Here is a 20,008-nt window from a genome sequence, read left to right as displayed (position 1 = left end):
CGCGGGGTGGGTGATGTGCTGCTCGGGGATCCCACCGGAGCGTCAGTTCACCGGGCCGATCCAGTTGCCGTTCTCGTCATACTGATCCTGATAGATCTTCGGCGGACGGTCGGTGGACGGATCGAACTGCACCGGTCCGTTGCAGCCCCACTGGTCCCGCGACTCGCAGGCGCCGGAGACCCAGCGGGAGTTCTGGGTCCAGATGTCGGCCTCGCCGGGTGAGGACGTGACGCTGATCGTGCCGGGGATGCCGTCCCAGTCGCCGCCGTCGTAGCGGAACTGCCCGACGAACTCCGTGGTCACCGTGACCTCGAAGATCCCGGTCTCCTCGTAGACGTGGGAGGTCGGGGTCTTGAAGTCCATCGTGTTGATCTCTTCGCCCGTGCCGTCGTAGTCCGGCAACGGCTCCCCGGGTTCGTAGGTAGTCCGTGAAGTCCCATCGCCATAGTCCCAGTGGTAGGCGACAGGAATGGCACGCAGCTCCATGGTGGCGTCGAGGACCTCACCAGAGGTCGTCTGGGTGCCCACGTCCGCGTAGATGTTCGTGTGTCGCCCCTTATAGCCGAAGCCCAGCAGATCAGGCTCGAACTGCACAGATGCAGGCTCGAGGGACATCTCCACGAACTCCTCCCGAGCAACAGTGACAGGCTCAGGATCAGCTGACTGTTCGTCTTGCTCAGGTTCCGGCTCGGGGCCCGTCTCGCAGATACGCCTCGGGACATCCAGCGGCTCGTTCGGCGCTGTGCACCCCGGCCCGCCATTCAAGTCGATACACGCGGAGTCGGGGACCGCACCTGCCAAACACGTATTGCTTTTCTCATAGGTGACTTCCTCGCCCGAATCCCCCTCGTCCTCTGCACCGCCGGCACCTGGCTGATTAGCAGCTCCGGGAACGTCACCGGTCCCCTCGGGCTGTCCACGGCCCTGATTATCGGAGCCGCTCCCACCTTCCGATTCCTTCTCGTCCGAATCCACGAAACCGTCGGTCGCCGGTGCTTCACACTCTTGCGCACCCCCGGTGAGGGAGCCAGCAGAGTCGTCCTTGCCGGCGGTCTGCTTGTACTCGCATTTGTCTGCGGCGTCAGAGGCCAACACCCCCTGCAAGGCGATAGGTGCCACGAAGCATAGAAGAATCGCCAGGGAGGTTCCGAGAAATCCAGGAGCTAGCCGGATCAGGAGAGATCGCACCCTTCGTCCTCACCCTCTGTACAGAGGTGGCTCAGATCCTCTGCGACCCACCTGCCATCTGCATACGCGAACTTCGCACCCCATCTTTGGACACTGGAATCGTCTTCGGCCTGCGTGGGAGAGTCTTCCGAGTAGCTGATGAACGTCCCGCCGCCCAAGATGAAGTAGCCCTTGTACGAACCATCATCCTGCTCGACGAGAGCCATGTCCTTGATCTCGTACTCATCCTGATGCCACCAACCGCCTTGGTCATAGACGCCTATGGTGTGCTCGACTCGCGCCTTGCAGTAATCGCATGTCGACATCGACATCTTGACCAGTGACGACGTGTCGCCGGTGTTCCGTGCGTAGGCATACAGTTCCCACCAGTACTCCAGCGCCGCCTCGGCTCCCTCTTCACTCTTCTCAGTGATCTCCTCGGGAGCCTCCGGCTCGGGCCAGTTCTGGGCGGGTCCGTCCGACGACGCCGGGACCGGCTCGCTCGAGCCGTCGCCGCCAGTGCCGCCCTCGCCGGCGCTGTCGCTGGTTGGATCGCTGGGGGACCCCTCCGGCCCTTCGCCCGACGGGCTATCCTCACCAGAACCACCGTCGGCGCTTTCGCCCGCCGAGGCGCTTGCGCTGGGCTCCTCGGAACCGGCCTGACCTTCCTCCTCAGGAGACCCGCCGCAGGCGCTGAGCAGCAGCACGCCGGCAAGAATCGCCCCCAGCAGAGGCAGGCGGCGCGCACCGCGGCGGCCGGCGTCGTCGTCGGCGGTCAGGTCGGTCTCGGCAGACACAGGCGTCATAAGGCTCCCGGTTGTTCCGGCACTGTCAGGGGCCACTGGCAGCACCGTGGACACCCAGCCCGCCAGTCTAAGGACCACACGACGGGCCGCAACTCGACCTGATCAGGCTGTGGAGACCCCTCACACGCGGAGACGATCCGCTCCGCCCCGTCGTGTTCAGAACTCCCCGTCCAGTTGGGCCGGGAATTGAGAACTGGACGAGGCGAGACGGCGGCCCCGCCCAACTGGACGGGGACGAACCGGCGCAGCCCTCGAGATCGTCGACGCCGGCGAGCTCCCCGCCCAACTGGACGGGGACAAGCGGCGCCCGCACGGACCACCGGCCCCACCGCCTCGTGGACCCACCCCACCACCCCGATGTTCCGTCGCTCACGAAACTTTTAGACTGACCAGTCAGTTCAGTACGATCGACATATGCTCGATGTGCGCTCGATGAGCTTCCATGACCGGCACGCCCTCATCGTGCCGCCCACCAGCTTCCGGATCGCCGCCGGGGAGCTGGTCTTCCTCGAGATCCCCACCCCCGCGGGCCGCACCGCCGCCTCACTGATCCTCTCCGGCCGCATGGCGCCCGAGGACGGCGAGCTGCTCCTCGACGACGAGCCCGGCCTGCGGGCTCGCCGTCGCGCCGCCGCCGTCGTCGACGCCGAGGGGATCACCTCCCCGGAACACTTCATGAGCGTCCGCCGCGTCGTGGCCGAGTCGCTCGGCCTGCGCCCGCTGCGGGCACGGCTGCCGCACCGTCGCGACAGGATCCCGTCCTCACCGCGAGCCTGGATGCAGGCCCACGACTGGAGCGGGGTCGCCGGCGACCACGTCGATGCGCTGCCGGCCCCCGAGCGGATCGAGCTGCTCACGCTGCTGGCCTTCGCCGATCCCCAGGTCCGTCTCGCGGTGCTCGACTCCCCCGATCGTCATGACCTCACCGGCGAGACGCTCGAGGACACCCTCGCCGCCCTGGTCGACGAAGAGTCGGCCACCAGCCTGATCGCCGTCGTCGATCGCGCCCCGGCCGGCACGGACCACCGCGTCGTCTCCGCCGGAGAACCGCCGGTCGAGTGCCCCCAGGACCCCGAGGACCCCGACGACGCCGACGCCGACGACGCCGACGACGCCGACGCGCCCGCCCCGGAGAACGCCCCCACCCCGGACAGCGACCCCGGCAGCACCACCGACGACACCACCCACGACTCCCCCGCGGAGGACCGATGACCTTCCTGCGCCTGATCCGCTCCGAGCTGTCGCGACTGACCGACAGCGTGCTGCCGATCCTCACCGTCCTCGCCCTGGCGGTGGTTCCGGTGATCTACGGCGGCATCTACCTCTACGCGAACTGGGATCCCACCGGGAACCTGGAAGACGTCGACGCCGCGCTGGTGAACCTCGACGACGGCGCGGACTTCGACGGCGAGTCGCAGTCCATCGGCGACGATGTCGCCGAGGAGCTCGCCGACGACGCCTCCTTCCACTGGGTCGACATCGACTCGGTCGAGCAGGCCGAGGAGAACGTCGCCTCCGGGGACCAGCAGTTCGCCCTGGTGATCCCGCAGGACTTCTCCGCGGCGCTGGCCTCCCCCGGCGACTTCGAGTCCGCCGAGCAGGCCCAGCTGCAGGTGGTCACCAACGACGCCAACAACTACCTGCTGTCCAGCATCGTCGACTCGCTGGCCTCCGAGGTCCACGCCTCAGTGGCCGCGCAGGTCGGTGAGGAGTCCGCCGACCAGCTGCTGACCGGCTTCGGGCGGATCCATCAGCAGATGCTGCAGGCCGCCGACGGCGCGTCCGACCTCACCGACGGCGCCTCCGACCTGGACGACGGCCTGGTCACCCTGCATTCCGGCGCCTCCGACCTCGCCGGCGGCGCGGCGGATCTGGACGACGGCGTCGACGATCTCTCCGCCGGGCTGGGCGATCTCCAGGAGGGCACCGGCCAGCTCGACGACGGCGCCTCGACGCTCTCCTCCGGAGCCGACGACCTCTCCACCGGGGCGAGCGACCTCTCCTCCGGGCTGGGCGGCCTCGTCGACGGCGCCGCGGCCGCCGAGTCCGGCGCCGGCGAGCTCTCCGCCGGCGCCGAGGAGCTGCACACCGGACTGGACTCGCTGACCGAGGGCGCCGAGCAGGTCGCCGACGGCAACGAGCAGCTCTCGGCCGCCTCGCACGAGGCCTCCGAGGTGATCCAGCAGTTCGAGTCCGACGCCGAGGGCCGGGTGGACGAGACCGTCGGCCAGCTGGTCGAGGCCGGGGTGATCGCCGAGAACGACGTCGCCTCCGCCCGTGAGGCGCTGGCCTCCACCGCCGCGGACTCGCAGCTGCTGGACCGAGCCGAGCAGACCCGCACTGAGCTGACCGAGGCGCAGGAGCAGATCGACCAGCTGGCCGCCGGCTCCCGCGACGTCGCCGACGGCGCGGCCGAGCTGGAGTCGGGCAGCTCGGAGCTGGCCGACGGCGCCGGCTCGCTGGCGACGCAGCTGCCGGATCTCACCGCCGGCGCCCAGTCGGCGAAGGACGGCGCGGACACCTTGTCCTCCGGCGCCGACGATCTCTCCGCCGGGGCGAGCGACCTCTCCGAGGGCGCGACCGCCGTCGACGCCGGCGTCGACGAGCTCATCACCGGCGCCGCCCAGCTCGACACCGGCGCCACCGACCTCTCCGAGGGTGCGGTCTCGCTGCGCGACGGGCTGTCCGGCGCCCAGGACGGCTCCACGCAGCTGGTCGACGGCGCCGGCGAGCTCACCGACGGGCTCTCCTCCGGCGCGGAGGATGTGCCCGATCCTGACGAAGAGGAGCGCGACGAGCTCTCCACAGTGATGGGCGATCCGCTGCGCATCGCCGAGACCGCCCAGACCGAGGCCGGCAGCTATGGGGCCGGCATGGCGCCCTACTTCCTCGGGCTGTCGCTGTGGATCGGCGCGCTGGTGATGATCCAGGTGCTGCGGCCGGTCTCGCCGCGGGCGCTGGCCTCCAACGCGCCGTCGGCGGCGATCGTGATCGGCTCCTGGCTGCCGTTCCTGCTGCTCTCGCTGGCCCAGGCCGGGCTGGTCTACTCCGCAGTGGTCTTCGGGCTCGGGCTGGAGCCGGCGCATCCGTGGATGTCCTTCGGCCTGCTGACCGCGACCTCGCTGGCGTTCACCGCGCTGATCCAGGGGGTGGTCACGCTGCTGGGCAATCCGGGCAAGATGCTGATGATCGTGCTGCTGGTGCTGCAGCTGGTCGCCTCGGGCGGGACCTATCCGGCCGAGACGCTGCCGGACGGGCTGTCCGCGCTGCATCAGTGGCTGCCGATGAGCTATGTGGTCGACGGGCTGCGCCACGCCATCTACGGCGGACAGCTGTCCTCGGCGACGACGGCCGCGGCGGCGCTGGTGCTCACCGCCGCCGTGGGGCTGACCATCATGACCGTCGCGGTGCGGCGGAAGAAGACGTGGTCGCTGAAGCGGCTGCAGCCGCCCTTCGCCGAGGCGGCATGAGGCCCCGGAGCGCGGGAGGATGGAGTCCAGCACCCGCCGTGCTGGCACCAGCAGGAGCGCCGGAACCAGCAGCGCCCGCAGCAGCAGAACCCGCACCAGAAGGAGCAGCATGACCGACGACGCCGACGCCGCACCGGGCCCGAAGCGCCCCGCCCGGGTGCGGATCCTGGAGGCGATGATGACCCTGGACGATCATCGCAGCGTCCACGAGCACACGGTCGACGAGCTCGCCGCGATCGCCGGAGTGGCCAAGGGATCGGTCTACTACCAGTTCGGCTCCAAGGACCGGCTGGTGCGCGAGATGCTCGTCCACGGCGGCGAGGAGCTGCGCGTGATGATGGATGCCGCCGCCGAGCGCGCCGAGCCCCGCGGCGAGCGCGACGACGTCGACCCCGACACCGACGACGGCGAGCGCGCCGGCTTCGCCGCCCGGCTGCGGGCGGCGGTGGAGTTCCTCGACGCCCACCCCTCCTTCACCGGACTGGTCGCCTTCGCGCTGGCCCGCCGGCGGGACGACGAGGCTCAGCAGCTGCGGGCGGAGAAGGAGTCGATCGTCGCGCTGCTGGCCGACCAGCTGGCCGCGCTCGACGCCGCCGTCGCCGCTGGCGCCGGGCGCGCGCCGGCGAGCCGGACGCGGCTGGAGATCACCGCCACCGGGCTGCTCTCAGCGGCGGTGACGCTGGCCATCGATCGGCACACCACGCATCCGGAGTGGCGCGTGGACGACTGCGTCGAGGCGCTGGTGGCGATGGTGCCGGGCGCCTGAGGCGCCGTCGGGAAGCGTCGTCGGGAAGTGTCGTCACCGGGCCGCCGGGCCTCAGCCGCCGAAGGGGTTCTGCTCGGCGAGCCAGTTCTGCACCCACCAGGCGCCGCCGGCGAGGATGATCAGCATCGGCACCACCGCGATCGCCAGCGTCCGCCGGCGCAGCGCACGTCGGCGTTCCCGCAGCGCGTGGTCGTCGAGCAGCGGATCGGCCGCACCGGTGGTCAGCACGGCATAGCCGACGCCCCAGGCGGCGAGCACCACCAGGATCGAGACCAGCATCGGCGCGCCGGGCGCCAGTGTGGCCAGCACCTGCGGCAGCACGAGCACCGGCAGCGCGATGACCGCGCCGGCCAGCAGGATCGCGACGATCAGCGGGGCGGGTCGCTCGGCCAGCCCGCGCAGGATCCGCGGGCCGAGCCCGACGACGACGGCCCCGGCGGCGGCGAGCAGCGCTGCGGTGATGGCTCCGCCGAGGGTGATGCGCGCGCCGTGGTCGGAGAGCAGCGCGGCGGTGCTCCAGGCCAGTGCCAGCGCCCCGAGCACTTCCACCACGACGACGGCGACGGTCCGGCGGGCCCCGGGCATCGGCTCAGGTGCCGCGGCAGGTGCCGCGGCGAGGGCCGCGCCGTCGTCGCCGTCGGGCGTCTCCTCCGGCACGGGGGTGCGTGTCTGGTCCGTCCGGTCAGTGTCGAGCATGGCTGTCCTCCTCGCCTGCTGTGGGGGTGATCTGCCTGACGCGTCGGGAGGATAGGACGTTCGGCTGAACGCCGGCGCAGAACGACAGTCGGGAGGTCGTCGTCGCACCGGATCGCGTCCGGACAGGCCCGGGGCGCCGGTGCTACTCTGCCTCAGGAAGCGGAGCCCTGTGAGCTCGGCCACGATTCCGGGAGGATGACGATCATGTCTCAGCACCCCAAGACGCAGCAGGAGCCGGCCCGGGACCCGCAGCAGGATCACCTGCTCTCCCCGGGGAACTGTGTGCTCGCGCTGATCGATTACCAGCCGGAGCAGTACAGCACGGTGACCTCGGCCTCGCGGGAGCGCATCGATCTCAACGTCATCGGTCTGGCCAAGATCGCCCATGCCTATGACATCCCGGTGGTGCTCTCCACCGTCGGCGTCGACATGGGCGTGAACTCCGGAACCGCGCAGGCCATCCGCGACGAGCTGCCCGGCGTCGGCGAGATCGACCGGACCGGGGTCAACGCCTGGGAGGACGCCGAGTTCCGCGCCGCCGTCGAGGCCACCGGCCGGACGAAGGTCGTCATCGCCGGGCTCTGGACCGAGGTCTGCCTGACGTTCCCGACGCTGGACATGCTCGCCGCCGGCTACGAGGTCTACCCGGTCGCCGACGCCGTCGGCGGCATCAGCCCCGTCGCGCACGACCGCGCCTTCGACCGGATGATCGCCGCCGGCGCCAGCCCGGTGACCACGATCTCCTTCGGCGGCGAGCTGATGCGCAACTGGGCTCGGCCCGACGCCGACAACCTGCGGGGCGTGATGCAGTGGTACTTCCCCCGCAAACAGCGGCTGGACGACGCCGAGGGCGTCGACGGCCGCGGCTGAGCCGCCGGCCCCGCCGACGCCGCCAGCCCGACCCTCAGGAGGAACACCCATGTCCGACGACCACACCACCGCCGCTTCCGGCTCCCCCGGCACCTCCGATCACCAGGAGACCGTCCGCCGCAACGGCGAGGAGTCCCGCTTCGAGGTGCACGTCGGCGAGGAGCTCGCCGGCTTCTCGCTGTACAAGGACCTGCCCGACGACGGCCAGCGGATCTTCCACCACACCGAGATCTTCGACGCCTTCGGCGGTCTCGGGCTGGCCAGCACGCTGACCCGCTCCGCGCTGGAGACCAGCGCCGTCGAGGGATGGCGGATCGTGCCGGTCTGCCCGTACGTGAAGAAGTGGCTCGAGTCCCATCACGAGGTCGACGACGCCGTGGACGCGGTGCGCCCGGCGCATCTGGAGGCGCTGCGCTGACCTGACCCGCACGCACTCGGGATATCGAGTCGCCCGGGGCCTGCTCCAGGCCCCGGGCCCGACTCTGAAAGGACGCCCGGCGGCATGAAGACCCCGATCCCCGACTACCTCGAGGAAGTCCTCGCCGAGCTGCGCGACGTCGACGACGGCGCGACGGCCGACTACATCCCGGAGCTGGCCTCGGCCGACCCCGACCGCAGCGCCCTGGCGATCACCTCCGCCGACGGCAGCACCTATTCCGCCGGCGACGCGGAGGTCGCCTTCACCATCCAGTCCATCTCCAAGCCGTTCGCCTACGCGGCGGCCATCATGGACCGCGGCCTGGACGGGGTGCTGGAGGTCGTCGGCGTCGAACCCTCCGGCGAGGCGTTCGACGAGCTCTCCCTGGAGGGCGAGACGCATCGGCCCAAGAACCCGATGATCAACGCCGGGGCGATCACCGCCCATGCGCTGCTGGTCGGCCCGACGACGACGGCGGCCGACCGCGTCGAGCGGATCCGTTCGCTGTGCTCGCGGCTGGCCGGACGGGAGCTGGCGGTCGACGAACGCGTCGCCGCCTCGGAGCTGGAGACGGCAGACCGCAACCTGGCCATCGCCCATATGCTCCGCACCTACGGCATCGTCGACGATCCGGCCCATGAGCTCGTGGAGGGCTATGTCCGCCAGTGTGCGCTGCTCGTGACGGTGGAGGACCTGTCGATGATGGCAGCGACGCTGGCCGCGGGCGGAGTCCAGCCGCGCACCGGCGAGCAGCTGATGCCGCCGGAGGTGGCCCGGCAGGTCATGGCCGTGATGGCCGCCGCCGGCATGTACGACGCGGCCGGCGACTGGCTCACCCGGGTGGGCATCCCTGCCAAGAGCGGGGTCGCCGGCGGGATGGTCGGCGTGCTGCCCGACCGGGCCGGCATCAGCGCCTTCTCCCCGCGTCTGGACGCTCGCGGGAACAGCGTCCGCGGGCGCATGGCCTTCGAGCGGCTCTCCGCGGACATGGGGATGCACCTGTTCGCCGCGGACCGCGGCCTGCCGGACCGGGTGGAGCTGGACGACGACGGCACCGCCGCCACGCTGGTGCTGCGCGGGACTGTGGAGTTCACCGCCGCCGCCCAGCTGCTGGATCTGATGGCCACCCTGCGCCGGGACACCGTGCTGCTGGACGTCTCGCGGGTGCACACTGTCAGCGACGTCGGCCGCCGGATGACGCTGGAGGGGCTGCGGCGGCTGCGGCTCGACGGTGTCCGTGTCCAGCTGCATGATCCGGGCGAGGTGCTGCCCGACCCGGATCTCGGCGACGGCGGCCGCCCCGAGCGGCGGTGACGCCTGCCCGGTGAGGCGCCGCCCTCCCCCCCATCGATCATCGGCAATCGGACAGCGAGGTGCCCCATGACATCGACTGATCACGACACGCAGACCGCCGGTCGGCACTCCGCCGCGGCGACCGCCCCGGATTTCAGCCATCTGCGCGCGACCTTCTTCAACTGCACGCTCAAGCCGTCCCCGGAGGTCAGCCATACCGGGGCTCTGGTGGAGGCCAGTGCCGAGCTGATGCGCCACCACGGGGTGAGTGTGGAGATCATCCGCCCGGTGGACCATGACATCGCCCCCGGCGTGCAGCCGGATATGACCCAGCACGGCTGGGAGAGCGACGAGTGGCCGCAGCTGCACCGGACGGTCATGGCCTCCGACATCCTGGTGCTGGCCGGCCCGATCTGGCTGGGCGACAACAGCTCGGTGATGCGGCGGGTCATCGAGCGGCTCTACTCGAACTCCGGCGACCTCAACGACGCCGGCCAGTCGTCCTACTACGGCCGGGTCGGCGGGGCGCTGTTCACCGGCAACGAGGATGGGATCAAGCACTGCGCGATGAACGTGCTCTACAGCCTGCAGCACCTCGGCTGCACCATTCCGCCGCAGGCCGACGCCGGCTGGGTCGGCGAGGCCGGCCCCGGCCCGTCCTACCTGGACCCGGGCTCCGGCGGCCCGGAGAACGACTTCACCAATCGGAACACCACGTTCATGACCTACAACCTGATGCATCTGGCGGCGATGCTCCGCACCGCCGGCGGGATCCCCTCCTCCGGCAACGATCGCCGTGCCTGGGACGCCGGCACCGGGGCCGAGCATGTGAACCCCGAATACCGGTGACCGCTGCGGCTCGGCGGCCGACTGCCGTCAGCCGAGCAGCAGGAACACTGCGGCCATGACTGCTGTGACCGTCGGGATCATCAGCAGCCGGATCCGCTCGGCCCAGGCGACGCCGCGCCGTCGGCGATCGCGCTCCGCGGCACCGTCCCACGGAGTCAGCAGCATGTCCTGATCCAGGTCGCGGGCCTCGCGGCGGACCAGGACCAGGTCCCAGAACACCCCGGCGAGCAGCACGACGGCGCCGGCGGCCAGGCTCGGTCCGGCCGGGGCGGCGAGCAGCTCCTGACGCAGCAGGATCGTCGGCGCGACGATCAGCGCCAGGGACAGTGGGGCGATGACGGCGGCCTTCCACCGCGGGCCCGCCAGGGCGCCGAACGTCTTCTCCGGCCAGAGTCCGAGCGCGAGGATCACCGCCACCAGCACCAGAGCGCTGACCAGTGCGCCGGCGCTGACGCTCATCGCCTCCCCTGCGGCGATCGCCGGGGCAGCGGTGATGACGGTGACCATCCCGACCAGCTGCACCAGGGTCGGCAGGGTACGGCGCAGCACGGCCGTCGTCGCCTGCTGGTCGGTCTCCGGCAGGCCCAGGCTGCGGGCGTACTCCCCCGCACCCCCCGAAGGCCTCGCCCGCCGGTTCGCCGCTCTCGGCGCAGTGGGAGTCGACTTCGGCGAGCGCGGCGCCGATGTCGGGGCCGGCGACGCCGCGCAGCCGCAGCTCGACGATGAAGTCGCCGGCCCATCGGCGGTCGACGTGCGGGGCCAGCGTCTGTTCCAGAGAACGTGCGTCGGCGGAGCGGGAACGGGTCATGGCGTCTCCTCCTGCGGGGCGAGGATGTCAGCAGTGGTGGCGACGAACTGGTGCCAGGCGGCGCGGCGTGCGGCGAGGTCGGCGCGGCCGGCGTCGGTGAGCAGGTAGTACTTCCGCCCCGGGCCGCCGTCGCCGGGGCGCCAGTCGACGTCGACCCGGCTGGACTGCTCGAAGCGCGTCAGCAGCGGGTAGAGCGTGCCGCCTTTGACCGTGCCCAGTCCCTCGTCGGCCAGGCGCGCGGCGATCTCGTAGCCGTAGGTCGGGCCGTCGGCGAGGATGCGCAGCACGCAGAGCTCGAGGACGGCGCGGAGCCACTCGGAAGGCCACTCCGACGGCCATTCGGCGGGCCGTTCCTCCGGCTCGTGAGGCGTCGAGGTCATGACTAGATCGTACGGCTGACTAGTCAGCCTGGCAACCTAGTCGCGTGAGGCCGGGAACATTCGAGGCACCACCCGCGTTGATGGTTGTTGCAACAACCATTCGGCGGGAACTTCCCCGCCCGACCCCAGCGAGGCCCGCCATGTCACACACCTCCCCCGCCTTCGACCGCCCCGACGCCGAGCGCGTCATCAACCCGGCGACGGCGATGGACGCGGTCACCCTGCACGTCGGTGACCTGGAAGTCATGTCCGAGTACTACGCCACCGCCCTGGCGATGGTGCCGCTGCAGGAACGCACCCGCGGCCGCGAGGTCCACCGGGTGCTGGGCCGCGGCACCACTCCGATGGTCCGGCTGGTCCATGCGCCGGGCATGGACGCAGTGGATCCGCGCGCGGCCGGTCTGTTCCACACCGCCTTCCTCGTCGAGGATGAGGCCAGCCTGGCCGCGACCCTCTACCGGGCCGCGCAGCACCCGCTCTCGCGGTTCGTCGGCTCGGCCGATCACCTGGTCAGCGAGGCCTTCTACTTCACCGATCCGGAGGGCAACGGGATCGAGATCTACCGAGACCGCCCGCGGTCGATGTGGGAGGTCCACGACGGACGGGTCACCATGGATTCGCTGCCGCTGGACCCGCAGCAGTACCTGCGCGAGCACCTGGATCAGGGCGTCCTCGACGCCGGGGCCGAGCGAGCCGGGGTGGTCGGACACGTCCACCTGCAGGTCGGCGACGTCGCCCAGGCGCAGGACTTCTACGTCCGCGCCGTGGGCTTCGACCCGACCGCGGACATGCCCGGCGTGCTCTTCGCCTCCGCCGGCGGGTATCACCACCACGTGGCGATGAACACCTGGAACAGCCGCGGCGCCGGCCCGCGCGCCTCACGGCTGGGGCTGGGCGATCTGGCCATCACCGTGCCGCAGCGCGAGGACCTGGATGCGCTGGTCGCCCGCTACCGCGCGGCCGGGCTGGACTTCGACGACGACGGCCGCCGCGTGGTCACCCGCGACCCCTGGGGCACCCAGGTCTCCGTGGCCGTGCCCGGCACCGAGACGGAGGAGCTGCTCGAACGGTGAGGCTACAGCGGGCCGGTGCGCTCACTGCGCCTGGCCGGCCAGCCATTCCTTCACCGACGGGCCGATGAGCTCGGCACCTTCGGGCGCGAGCAGCGCTCCCTCGGCCAGCGCAGGCATCACCGCCTCGACAGTGCGCACCGGCCGCTCGTCGCCGCGGGCAGCGAGGTAACGCTCGGTGAGTTCGGGCAGCCGGAGTGTCTCCGGTCCAGCCAGCGAGCGGCGCGGCAGCCGCGAATGCGCGGCGTCGTGCAGGACCTCGGCGACGGCGGCGACGGCGACCGGCTGGATCAGCCAGTCCTGGACGGTGACCTCATAGTCGCCGATCGTCACCGCGGCGGGATCCACGGCGAACTCGTGCCACTGGGTGGTGGCGATGATCGTCGCCGGGAAGCCGCTGTCATGGATGACCTGCTCCTGGGCGCGCTTGGCCAGGTAGTAGGGGAACTCGTCGAAGGCCGGGTCGTGGATGGTGCTGATCGACAGGTAGACCAGATGCTCGACGCCGGCGCTGCGGCAGGCGGCGATCAGTCGCGTCGTCGCCTGCGCGTAGGCCTCGACGAGGTCCTCCTCGGTATCCTGCAGACTCAGGTTGGAGGCGTCGATGACGACGTCGACGCCGGCCAGCGCCGCGGTCAGTCCTTCCCCGGTGAGCAGGTCGACGCCGGCGGAGCGGGAGATCTCGACGACGTGGTGGCCGCGCTCCCGCGCCAGCGCGACGGTGGACGCTCCGGCGGTGCCGGTGGCTCCGGCGACGGCGATCTGCATGATGGTCTCCGCTCTCCCGATGATGCAACTGGTCGGCACCAGCCGATCCGCTCAACACGGCCTGCCGCCACGCTAATGCTCGCGAGCACCGAGCGGCCAGGGTTCGGGTCGGAGCCGGCACCACACGACATCGGCCGACCACCGGCACGTCGCGATGAGCCGCCCGACCACGCCGGGCACTCTGATGTCACTCGTGCGAGGACGCGCTCCCGAGCAGCTCGCGCACCCGCCCGGCGACGCGATGGAATTCCGGGTCCTCCATCGTCTCCTCATAGTCGCGCTCGCGAGGCAGGTTCACGGTGAACTCCTCGACGACGTGCCCGGGACGGGCCCCCATCACGACCACACGGGTCGCCAGGTAGACCGCCTCGGCCACCGAATGCGTGACGAGCGCCGAGGTCATGTCCCGCTCACGCCACATCCGCTGCATCTCCACGTTCATTTTCTCGCGGGTCAGCGCGTCGAGGGCGCCGAAGGGCTCGTCCATGAGCAACACATCCGGCTGATGAAGCAGAGAACGGCACAGCGCCGCCCGCTGCTGCATGCCGCCGGAGAGCTGGTGCGGCAGCGACTTCTCGAATCCGGTGAGTCCGGTGAACTGGATCAGGTCTTCGCAGCGTTCACGCGCTTCTGCCCGGTCCATGCCCCGCATCTCTGCCTGCAGCAGGATGTTGCGACGCACGTCGCGCCACGGCATCAGTGCCGGTCGTTGGAAGACGAATCCGACGTCCTGTCGAGGTCCCACCACCTGGTCGCCACGCAGCGAGACGCTGCCCTCCGTCGTGGGGGTGATGCCGGAGATGGCCCGCAGCAGCGTGGACTTGCCGCACCCGGAGGGCCCGACGATGGCGATGAACTCGCCACGTTGGATCTGCAGCGAGACGCCCCGCAGCGCGACGACGGAGCTCTTCTTGGTGTCGAACTGGATCGTGATGTCGTCGACGTTGACCAGGGTGTCCGTCTCGACGGCGGTCGATGGGCTCGGCGTCGCCACAGTCATCACTCTCCCTCCGGAGCGAAGGAGTCGTCGTAGTAGGTCTCGACCGGCTTCTCTTCGTCGATCAGCTCAGCCTCGGCCATCACCGAGATGGTGTTCTCCCAATCCTCCGCGGCATTCCACCCCGGGGCCTCGCCCTCGGAGTTCTCCGTCGTCAGGATCTCGCTGGTCTGCTTCCACTGCTCGACCACCACGCTCTGGGCGGGCAACTGCGGGTCCTCGCCCTCCATCGCGCCGGCGGCCGCCTCCGGGTCCTCGACGGCGGCGTCGAATGCCTCGGACGTCGCGGCGACCATGCGCTCGACGAGGTCGGAGTCGTCGTCGATGGTGCTCTGGCTGGCCAGCAGACCGTTCGAGTAGAAGTTCAGCCCGACGTCGCTGTAACGGAGGTACGAGACGTCGTCGCCGCTCTCGTCCTCGATCTGCGGCCCCTGATCGTGAGCGAAACCGATGAGTCCATCGACCTGACCGGAGATCACCGCAGAGACTTTGCCGGCCGGATCCAGGTTCTGCTGGTTCACCGCGTCGGCATCGACACCGGCTTCCTCCAGGTACTGCGGGAAGGTCGACGTCGGCGCGTCACCCGCCGAGACGGCGATGGTCTTGCCCTCCAGATCGGCAGGCTCCTCGATGCCCGAGTCAGAGAAGAACTGGACGGCCGACGGCGTCGTCTGGAGGAACACTCCGACGCTCTTCACGGAGACGCCCTGGTCGATGTTGGACATGAGCGGGGCCGTATCGGCCCACCCGAAGTCGGCCTCTCCGGTGCCGATGGCCTGCACCGTCCGAGTCGACCCCTGGCCTGCCTGGATCTCGAGGTCGATCCCGTGGTCCTCGAAGATGCCCTCGTCGACGCCGTAGTAGTACGGTGCGTGCTCACCATAGGGGTACCAGTTCAGCATGAGGCTGACCTCGTCCAGGTCACCATCGCCGCCGGAACTTGCGTCAGATTCGCCGTCGCCGCCGCAGGCGGTCAGGGCCAGCGCTCCTGCACCCAGCATCGCCGTCAGCGACCAGAAGCGCGACTGTTTCGTCATCGAGTTCTCGTGGGTCATGCGGGTCATGGAGATCCCTTTCTGATGGTTCGCCGGCGATGACCGGCGGAACGTCGCGGAGCGTCTCTGCTCAGGCGTCCTTGTTGCGGTGGGAGGCGTGCCACGGGATGGAGATCCGTTCGATGACCTCGAGGATGAGGAACAGCAGCACACCAAGGGCGGACATGATGATCAGCGCGGCGAAGAGCATCGCCGTGTCGAGATTGCCGTTGGCCTGGAGGATCACATAGCCGAGGCCTTCGTTGGCGCCGACGAACTCACCGACGACGGCGCCGGTCACCGCCAACGTCGCGGCGACCTTCAGCCCGGAGAGCAGCTCCGGCAGCGCAGCGGGGAAGCGGATCTTGATGAAGGTCTTCCACCGCGAGCCGCCCATGATGGAGGCGAGCTCGAGAGCCTCCGGATCAACCGACCGGAGCCCGCTGATGCCGGCGATGACGATCGGGAAGAACGCCATCAGCACGGCGACGAGGACCTTCGGCTCGGGCCCGAAACCCAGCCAGACGATGAAGAGCGGGGCGATGGCGATCTTGGGGATGACCTGAGCGAAGAGAATGATCGGATAGAACGTCCGCTCGAGCGTCCGCGAGTAGACCATGATCACCGCCATGCCGACGCCCACGACGGCGGCGATGAGGAAGCCGACGATGGTCTCGATCGTCGTCACCCACGTATGGAGGGCCAGGTACGCACCATTCTCGGATAGCGCTGCCCATGTGTCCCCGGGGGACGGAAGGATGTACGGAGGCGCCATCCCCGTGGAGGTGGCACCCCACCAGAGCAGCACGACCAACAGCATGAATGCAGCCGGGTATGCGACCGCTGACATCCGCCCTGACCAGGGATTTCCCCGGAACTTGGCAGGCGACTCAGTGCGCGCCCCTCGTCGTTCAGGAGCCTCTGTCGTCATGCCTCGCCTCTCCTCGTCATCAGTGCGTCACTCCACACCGTTCAGAATGCGCTTTCCATCGTGATTCACATCACGCTAGACCGTCCATGAGTGCCGCGTCAAGGCGAACCCGTGACGGGTGTGCGGCGCCCCCGACACACGCCGGAGCACTGACTGCATGCGCAGGGCGATGCTGCAGGCATCGATGTCAGAGCCCGCCCGTAGTGTGACGTACACGACTCATGGGCCACCGACCGGCGCTTCGCACCCGCCGGTCGAGGGAGCCGATGAGTCGCCGCAGATCACCACGCGCACCTGGATGAGGAGCTTCAGATGTCCCACGACGACGAGCCGACCCGCCCGATCCCGCCGCAGCCGCCCCCGCCTGACGACGGCGCGGGACCTGGGCAGCCTTCCGGGCCTCCACCGGTCGACGGACCGCCAGCCCCTGGACAGCCGCCCGGCCCGCCCGCGCAGATGCCTCCGCCTCCTGCGCCGGGCGGACCCGCCGGACCGCCTCCCGGGCCTCCCGGCCCTCCCGCCCCGATGGGACCGCCGCCGCCCATCCCGCCGCAGCCGCCGATGGGTCCGCCGCCCGGCGCGGCGCCGGAGCCGAAGAAGCGCCGCCGGTGGCCGTGGGTCGTCGGCGTGGTCGTGGCCTTCATCGTGGGCACCACGCTGGGCGGCGCGGCGTCCGCGGATCCCGAACCTGAAGTCGTCACCGAGACCGAGACGATCACTGAAACCGAGACTGAAGAGGTCGAGGTCCCGCCTGCTGATCTCAAAGAGCAGCAGCAGGCTGCCGACGAGCGTGGCTCGGAGCTGGACACTCGCGAAGAGGAGCTCGACACTCGTGCTTCCGACCTCGACTCCCGCAGCTCCGACCTCGATACCCGGGAGGAGGACCTGGACACGCGTGAGGAGGAGATCTCGACGCAGGAGACCGAGGTCGAGGAGAACACGATTCCGGGGACAGGCGTGTACATCGTCGGCGAGGACATCGAGGCCGGCACGTACAGCACGAAGGTCACCGGCATCAACTGCTACTGGGCGCGGCTCTCCGGCACGGGCGGAGACTTCGACGACATCATCACGAACAACAACGTCTCCGAGGGGCAGGCTCTGGTGACGATCGCCGAGACTGATGTGGCGTTCGAGACGAACGGATGCGGTGAGTGGACTCTTCGGCAGTGAGACCCACCCGCGTTGTTGACCCGGCCGGTGATGGAGGGAACTCAGATTTCGCTCCATCACCGGTGCAGGGGGCGTCTCAGCTTCGCGAACTCGGGCACCGGATAGGACTGGAAAGTCTCGAACACCTTGACCGCGACCCCTCGGCCGGCGCATGAACCCTGAGACTGATACACCGATTTCAGCTCTGGGGTGCGGGAGAAAGCGATGAAGATCTCCTCACGGCGCACGTCAGCGGTGATGACTTCCTCGATCCGCCGACACTGGGCCTGGGAGGGGTGTTCGGTCCCACTCTGCACCAGTCAGCGGACCCCAGAGAGCGGGCCGCATTCTGTCCCCTCGGCTACGAACCTGGAAACTCCGCAGCCCACTGCCTGGCCCCGACCCCGCTCGGCCCCACGTCCCACCTATGAATTAGGCTGATCGGCAGTGCCCACACCTCACGCAGACACTGATCGGCACCCTCGGGAGGATGCAACTTGTCGCTCAACCACGCCCAGTTCATCTGGTCGGCCGCGGACATCCTCCGCGGCGCCTATAAGCAGCACCAGTACGGGGACATCATCCTCCCCTTCACGGTGCTCGCTCGCCTCGATGCCGTGCTGGCTCCGACGAAGGACACCGTTCTCCAGGCCGTCGAAGGGTATGACGAGGACGCCGAGCCTCCCCTGGGCATGCTCCGCCACCGAGCCGGACACCACTACACGTTCTTCAACCGCTCCCGGCACTCGCTGAGGACCCTGCGCGGCGACTCGGACAACATCGAGGAGAACCTGCGCGGCTACATCAACGGGTTCTCGGAGAACGTCCGCGACATCTTCGAGCAGTACAAGTTCGAAGACACCATCATCGATCTGGCCCGCCACGATCTGCTGCTGCAGGTGCTGCAGCACTTCGCCCAGGCCGACCTGCACCCGGACCGGGTCAGCAATGAGCAGATGGGCCACATCTTCGAAGAACTCATCCGTAGGTTCGCCGAGGCCTCCAACGAGACCGCCGGTGAGCACTTCACCCCGCGGGAAGTCATCGAGCTCATGGTCACCCTGCTGCTGAACGACGAGGAGAACCTCCACACCCCCGGAGTCGTCCGAGAGGTCTACGACCCCACGGCGGGAACCGGCGGGATGCTCTCGGTCGCCGACGACAAAATCCGCAGGATCAATCCCCAGGCGTCGGTGAACCTGCTCGGCCAGGAGATCAACCCCGCCTCCTACGCCATCTGCAAAGCCGACATGGTGGTCAAGGGCCAGGACATCGACAACATCGTCCTGGGCAACACCCTGACTGATCCGGCCTTCCGAGGACGCACCTTCCACTACGGACTCTCGAACCCGCCGTTCGGCGTCGACTGGAAGCAGTACAAGGCCCGGGTCCAGACCGAGCACGAGGTCCAGGGCTACTCGGGCCGCTTCGGCCCAGGCCTCCCGCGCGTCTCGGACGGCTCGTTGTTGTTCCTGATGCATCTGATCTCAAAGCTGCGCGAGCCCGGCGGCGAGACACAGAACGTCGGAGGACGTGGCGCGATCGTGCTCAACGGCTCCCCGCTGTTCACCGGCGGCGCCGGATCTGGGGAGTCGAACATCCGTCAGTGGGTGTTGGAGAACGATTACCTCGAGGCCATCGTGGGATTGCCGACGGACATGTTCTACAACACCGGCATCTCGACCTACGTCTGGCTGCTCAACAAGGAGAAGCCGCAGGCCCGGCGTGGCAAGGTGCAGCTGATCGACGCCACAGAGATGTTCACCAAGATGCGCAAGTCCGTCGGCTCGAAGCGCAAGATGCTCGGCGCCGGAGACATCGCCCGGATCGCGGAGCTGTATGAGGCATTCGAAGAGTCGAAGCACTCCAAGATCTTCCGGAATGAGGACTTTTTCTACCGCACGATCACCGTCGAACGGCCGCTGCGGCTGAACTACGCCTACTCGGCCGACCGTGTCGAGCGGGTCAAGGCATCGAAGATGTTCGCTAAGCTCAGCGAGGAGGCCCAGGAGGCGCTGACACGCGCCCTCGAAGAGGCCTCGGCCGGGTGGAATGGGCACGTTTCCACAAACCGCGAGCAGTTCCGCAAGGACCTGAAACAGCGCTGCGACGAAGCAGGCCTGACGCTCAAGCCGGCAGAGCTGAAGACGCTGTTGGCAAAGCTGAGCGACCATGATGACGAAGGCGAACTTGTCACCAAGCGCAATGGCGACCCTGAGCCGAACGGGTCATTGCGCGATACGGAACACGTGCCGTGGGGTGAGGACATCCAGGAGTATCTGGAGCGGGAGGTCAAGCCCTTCGTCCCAGACGCTTGGGTCGACGACTCGAAGACGAAGGTCGGCACCGAAATCCCGTTCACCCGACACTTCTACGAGTACGTGCCGCCGCGCCCCCTTGAAGAGATCGACCGCGACCTCGATGAAGTCCTCGGTCACATCCGCTCCCGCTTGGAGCAGGTGAAGTCATGACGTGGAATTGGTTCGAAGCCGCCAGAGGAATCTCCGCATCACATTCACTTCCCACAGGATGG

General features: G+C 69.1%; 19 protein-coding genes. 10 read left to right on the top strand and 9 right to left on the bottom strand.

What is annotated here, in order from left to right; all coding sequences use genetic code 11:
* Positions 1-42: 42 nt before the first annotated feature.
* On the bottom strand, positions 43-1,119 hold the full coding sequence (locus tag ABD652_RS02295; protein WP_344717726.1) for a PKD domain-containing protein: 1,077 nt from the start codon (positions 1,117-1,119) through the stop codon (positions 43-45).
* 53 nt (positions 1,120-1,172) lie between these two features.
* Entirely contained in the window at positions 1,173-1,973 is an 801-nt protein-coding gene (locus ABD652_RS02290) for a DUF6318 family protein (protein ID WP_344717945.1), read from the bottom strand.
* Between the two features lie 414 nt (positions 1,974-2,387).
* Between ABD652_RS02290 and ABD652_RS02285 the strand changes: the two genes are divergently transcribed.
* From ABD652_RS02285 to ABD652_RS02275, 3 genes are all read left to right on the top strand, one after another.
* The gene (locus tag ABD652_RS02285) at positions 2,388-3,185 is read left to right on the top strand and encodes a heme ABC exporter ATP-binding protein CcmA (protein WP_344717724.1); all 798 of its coding nucleotides are present in this window, start codon (positions 2,388-2,390) and stop codon (positions 3,183-3,185) included.
* Positions 3,182-5,443, top strand: coding sequence for a YhgE/Pip family protein (locus ABD652_RS02280; protein ID WP_344717723.1), 2,262 nt, complete (start codon positions 3,182-3,184; stop codon positions 5,441-5,443). Before ABD652_RS02285 ends, ABD652_RS02280 begins: the two co-directional genes overlap by 4 nt.
* Before the next feature lie 109 nt (positions 5,444-5,552).
* Positions 5,553-6,209 carry a TetR/AcrR family transcriptional regulator gene (locus tag ABD652_RS02275; protein ID WP_344717720.1) on the top strand — a complete coding sequence of 219 codons (657 nt, stop codon included), beginning with the start codon at positions 5,553-5,555 and terminating at the stop codon, positions 6,207-6,209.
* 51 nt (positions 6,210-6,260) lie between these two features.
* On the opposite strand, the gene ABD652_RS02270 is transcribed toward ABD652_RS02275, so the two are convergent.
* A complete protein-coding gene (locus tag ABD652_RS02270) occupies positions 6,261-6,905 on the bottom strand; it encodes a hypothetical protein (RefSeq protein ID WP_344717718.1) in 645 nt (214 codons plus the stop codon).
* A gap of 204 nt (positions 6,906-7,109) precedes the next feature.
* Here ABD652_RS02270 and ABD652_RS02265 point away from each other — a divergent pair, with 204 nt between their 5' ends.
* From ABD652_RS02265 to ABD652_RS02250, 4 genes are all read left to right on the top strand, one after another.
* Positions 7,110-7,775 carry a hydrolase gene (locus ABD652_RS02265; protein ID WP_344717716.1) on the top strand — a complete coding sequence of 222 codons (666 nt, stop codon included), beginning with the start codon at positions 7,110-7,112 and terminating at the stop codon, positions 7,773-7,775.
* Positions 7,776-7,824: 49 nt separating this feature from the next.
* The gene (locus ABD652_RS02260) at positions 7,825-8,193 is read left to right on the top strand and encodes a GNAT family N-acetyltransferase (protein WP_344717714.1); all 369 of its coding nucleotides are present in this window, start codon (positions 7,825-7,827) and stop codon (positions 8,191-8,193) included.
* A gap of 84 nt (positions 8,194-8,277) precedes the next feature.
* On the top strand, positions 8,278-9,507 hold the full coding sequence (locus ABD652_RS02255; protein WP_344717712.1) for a glutaminase: 1,230 nt from the start codon (positions 8,278-8,280) through the stop codon (positions 9,505-9,507).
* Between the two features lie 66 nt (positions 9,508-9,573).
* Positions 9,574-10,335, top strand: a complete 762-nt coding sequence (locus ABD652_RS02250; RefSeq protein ID WP_344717710.1) for a flavodoxin family protein — start codon at positions 9,574-9,576, stop codon at positions 10,333-10,335.
* A gap of 27 nt (positions 10,336-10,362) precedes the next feature.
* On the opposite strand, the gene ABD652_RS02245 is transcribed toward ABD652_RS02250, so the two are convergent.
* On the bottom strand, positions 10,363-10,884 hold the full coding sequence (locus tag ABD652_RS02245; RefSeq protein WP_344717708.1) for a hypothetical protein: 522 nt from the start codon (positions 10,882-10,884) through the stop codon (positions 10,363-10,365).
* A 255-nt stretch (positions 10,885-11,139) separates the two neighbouring features.
* Entirely contained in the window at positions 11,140-11,523 is a 384-nt protein-coding gene (locus tag ABD652_RS02240) for a PadR family transcriptional regulator (protein ID WP_344717706.1), read from the bottom strand.
* A gap of 140 nt (positions 11,524-11,663) precedes the next feature.
* On the opposite strand from ABD652_RS02240, the gene ABD652_RS02235 reads away from it, so the two are divergent.
* Positions 11,664-12,596 carry a VOC family protein gene (locus tag ABD652_RS02235; protein WP_344717704.1) on the top strand — a complete coding sequence of 311 codons (933 nt, stop codon included), beginning with the start codon at positions 11,664-11,666 and terminating at the stop codon, positions 12,594-12,596.
* Between the two features lie 21 nt (positions 12,597-12,617).
* On the opposite strand, the gene ABD652_RS02230 is transcribed toward ABD652_RS02235, so the two are convergent.
* The 4 genes from ABD652_RS02230 to ABD652_RS02215 all read right to left on the bottom strand — a co-directional run bounded on the left by ABD652_RS02230 (position 12,618) and on the right by ABD652_RS02215 (position 16,080).
* Positions 12,618-13,361: an SDR family oxidoreductase gene (locus ABD652_RS02230; RefSeq protein ID WP_344717702.1), complete on the bottom strand. Its 744-nt coding sequence runs from the start codon at positions 13,359-13,361 to the stop codon at positions 12,618-12,620.
* Between the two features lie 187 nt (positions 13,362-13,548).
* Entirely contained in the window at positions 13,549-14,361 is an 813-nt protein-coding gene (locus ABD652_RS02225) for an ABC transporter ATP-binding protein (RefSeq protein WP_344717700.1), read from the bottom strand.
* Positions 14,361-15,422 (bottom strand): ABC transporter substrate-binding protein, encoded by a 1,062-nt coding sequence (locus ABD652_RS02220; RefSeq protein ID WP_344717698.1) that lies wholly within the window; start codon positions 15,420-15,422, stop codon positions 14,361-14,363. The genes ABD652_RS02225 and ABD652_RS02220 overlap by 1 nt, the downstream gene beginning before the upstream one ends.
* Positions 15,423-15,483: 61 nt before the next feature.
* Positions 15,484-16,080 (bottom strand): ABC transporter permease, encoded by a 597-nt coding sequence (locus ABD652_RS02215; RefSeq protein ID WP_344717696.1) that lies wholly within the window; start codon positions 16,078-16,080, stop codon positions 15,484-15,486.
* A gap of 804 nt (positions 16,081-16,884) precedes the next feature.
* Between ABD652_RS02215 and ABD652_RS02210 the strand changes: the two genes are divergently transcribed.
* A complete protein-coding gene (locus ABD652_RS02210) occupies positions 16,885-17,496 on the top strand; it encodes an Rv1352/Rv1906c domain-containing protein (RefSeq protein WP_344717694.1) in 612 nt (203 codons plus the stop codon).
* Positions 17,497-17,972: 476 nt separating this feature from the next.
* The gene (locus ABD652_RS02205; protein WP_344717692.1) at positions 17,973-19,946 is read left to right on the top strand and encodes a type I restriction-modification system subunit M; all 1,974 of its coding nucleotides are present in this window, start codon (positions 17,973-17,975) and stop codon (positions 19,944-19,946) included.
* The last annotated feature ends 62 nt before the right edge of the window (positions 19,947-20,008 follow it).

The organism is Nesterenkonia halobia (assembly GCF_039536005.1).
In the GTDB taxonomy this organism is placed as follows: domain Bacteria; phylum Actinomycetota; class Actinomycetes; order Actinomycetales; family Micrococcaceae; genus Nesterenkonia; species Nesterenkonia halobia.
This window is presented reverse-complemented; position numbering and strand designations above follow the sequence as displayed.

Excerpts from the sequence above, each read along its gene's own strand:
- ABD652_RS02290 (WP_344717945.1), bottom strand. The coding sequence starts at position 1,973 with ATGACGCCTGTGTCTGCCGAGACCGACCTGACCGCCGACGACGACGCC.
- ABD652_RS02285 (WP_344717724.1), top strand. The coding sequence starts at position 2,388 with ATGCTCGATGTGCGCTCGATGAGCTTCCATGACCGGCACGCCCTCATC.
- ABD652_RS02280 (WP_344717723.1), top strand. The coding sequence starts at position 3,182 with ATGACCTTCCTGCGCCTGATCCGCTCCGAGCTGTCGCGACTGACCGAC.
- ABD652_RS02275 (WP_344717720.1), top strand. The coding sequence starts at position 5,553 with ATGACCGACGACGCCGACGCCGCACCGGGCCCGAAGCGCCCCGCCCGG.
- ABD652_RS02270 (WP_344717718.1), bottom strand. The coding sequence starts at position 6,905 with ATGCTCGACACTGACCGGACGGACCAGACACGCACCCCCGTGCCGGAG.
- ABD652_RS02265 (WP_344717716.1), top strand. The coding sequence starts at position 7,110 with ATGTCTCAGCACCCCAAGACGCAGCAGGAGCCGGCCCGGGACCCGCAG.
- ABD652_RS02260 (WP_344717714.1), top strand. The coding sequence starts at position 7,825 with ATGTCCGACGACCACACCACCGCCGCTTCCGGCTCCCCCGGCACCTCC.
- ABD652_RS02255 (WP_344717712.1), top strand. The coding sequence starts at position 8,278 with ATGAAGACCCCGATCCCCGACTACCTCGAGGAAGTCCTCGCCGAGCTG.
- ABD652_RS02250 (WP_344717710.1), top strand. The coding sequence starts at position 9,574 with ATGACATCGACTGATCACGACACGCAGACCGCCGGTCGGCACTCCGCC.
- ABD652_RS02240 (WP_344717706.1), bottom strand. The coding sequence starts at position 11,523 with ATGACCTCGACGCCTCACGAGCCGGAGGAACGGCCCGCCGAATGGCCG.
- ABD652_RS02235 (WP_344717704.1), top strand. The coding sequence starts at position 11,664 with ATGTCACACACCTCCCCCGCCTTCGACCGCCCCGACGCCGAGCGCGTC.
- ABD652_RS02230 (WP_344717702.1), bottom strand. The coding sequence starts at position 13,361 with ATGCAGATCGCCGTCGCCGGAGCCACCGGCACCGCCGGAGCGTCCACC.
- ABD652_RS02225 (WP_344717700.1), bottom strand. The coding sequence starts at position 14,361 with ATGACTGTGGCGACGCCGAGCCCATCGACCGCCGTCGAGACGGACACC.
- ABD652_RS02220 (WP_344717698.1), bottom strand. The coding sequence starts at position 15,422 with ATGACCCGCATGACCCACGAGAACTCGATGACGAAACAGTCGCGCTTC.
- ABD652_RS02210 (WP_344717694.1), top strand. The coding sequence starts at position 16,885 with ATGGGTCCGCCGCCCGGCGCGGCGCCGGAGCCGAAGAAGCGCCGCCGG.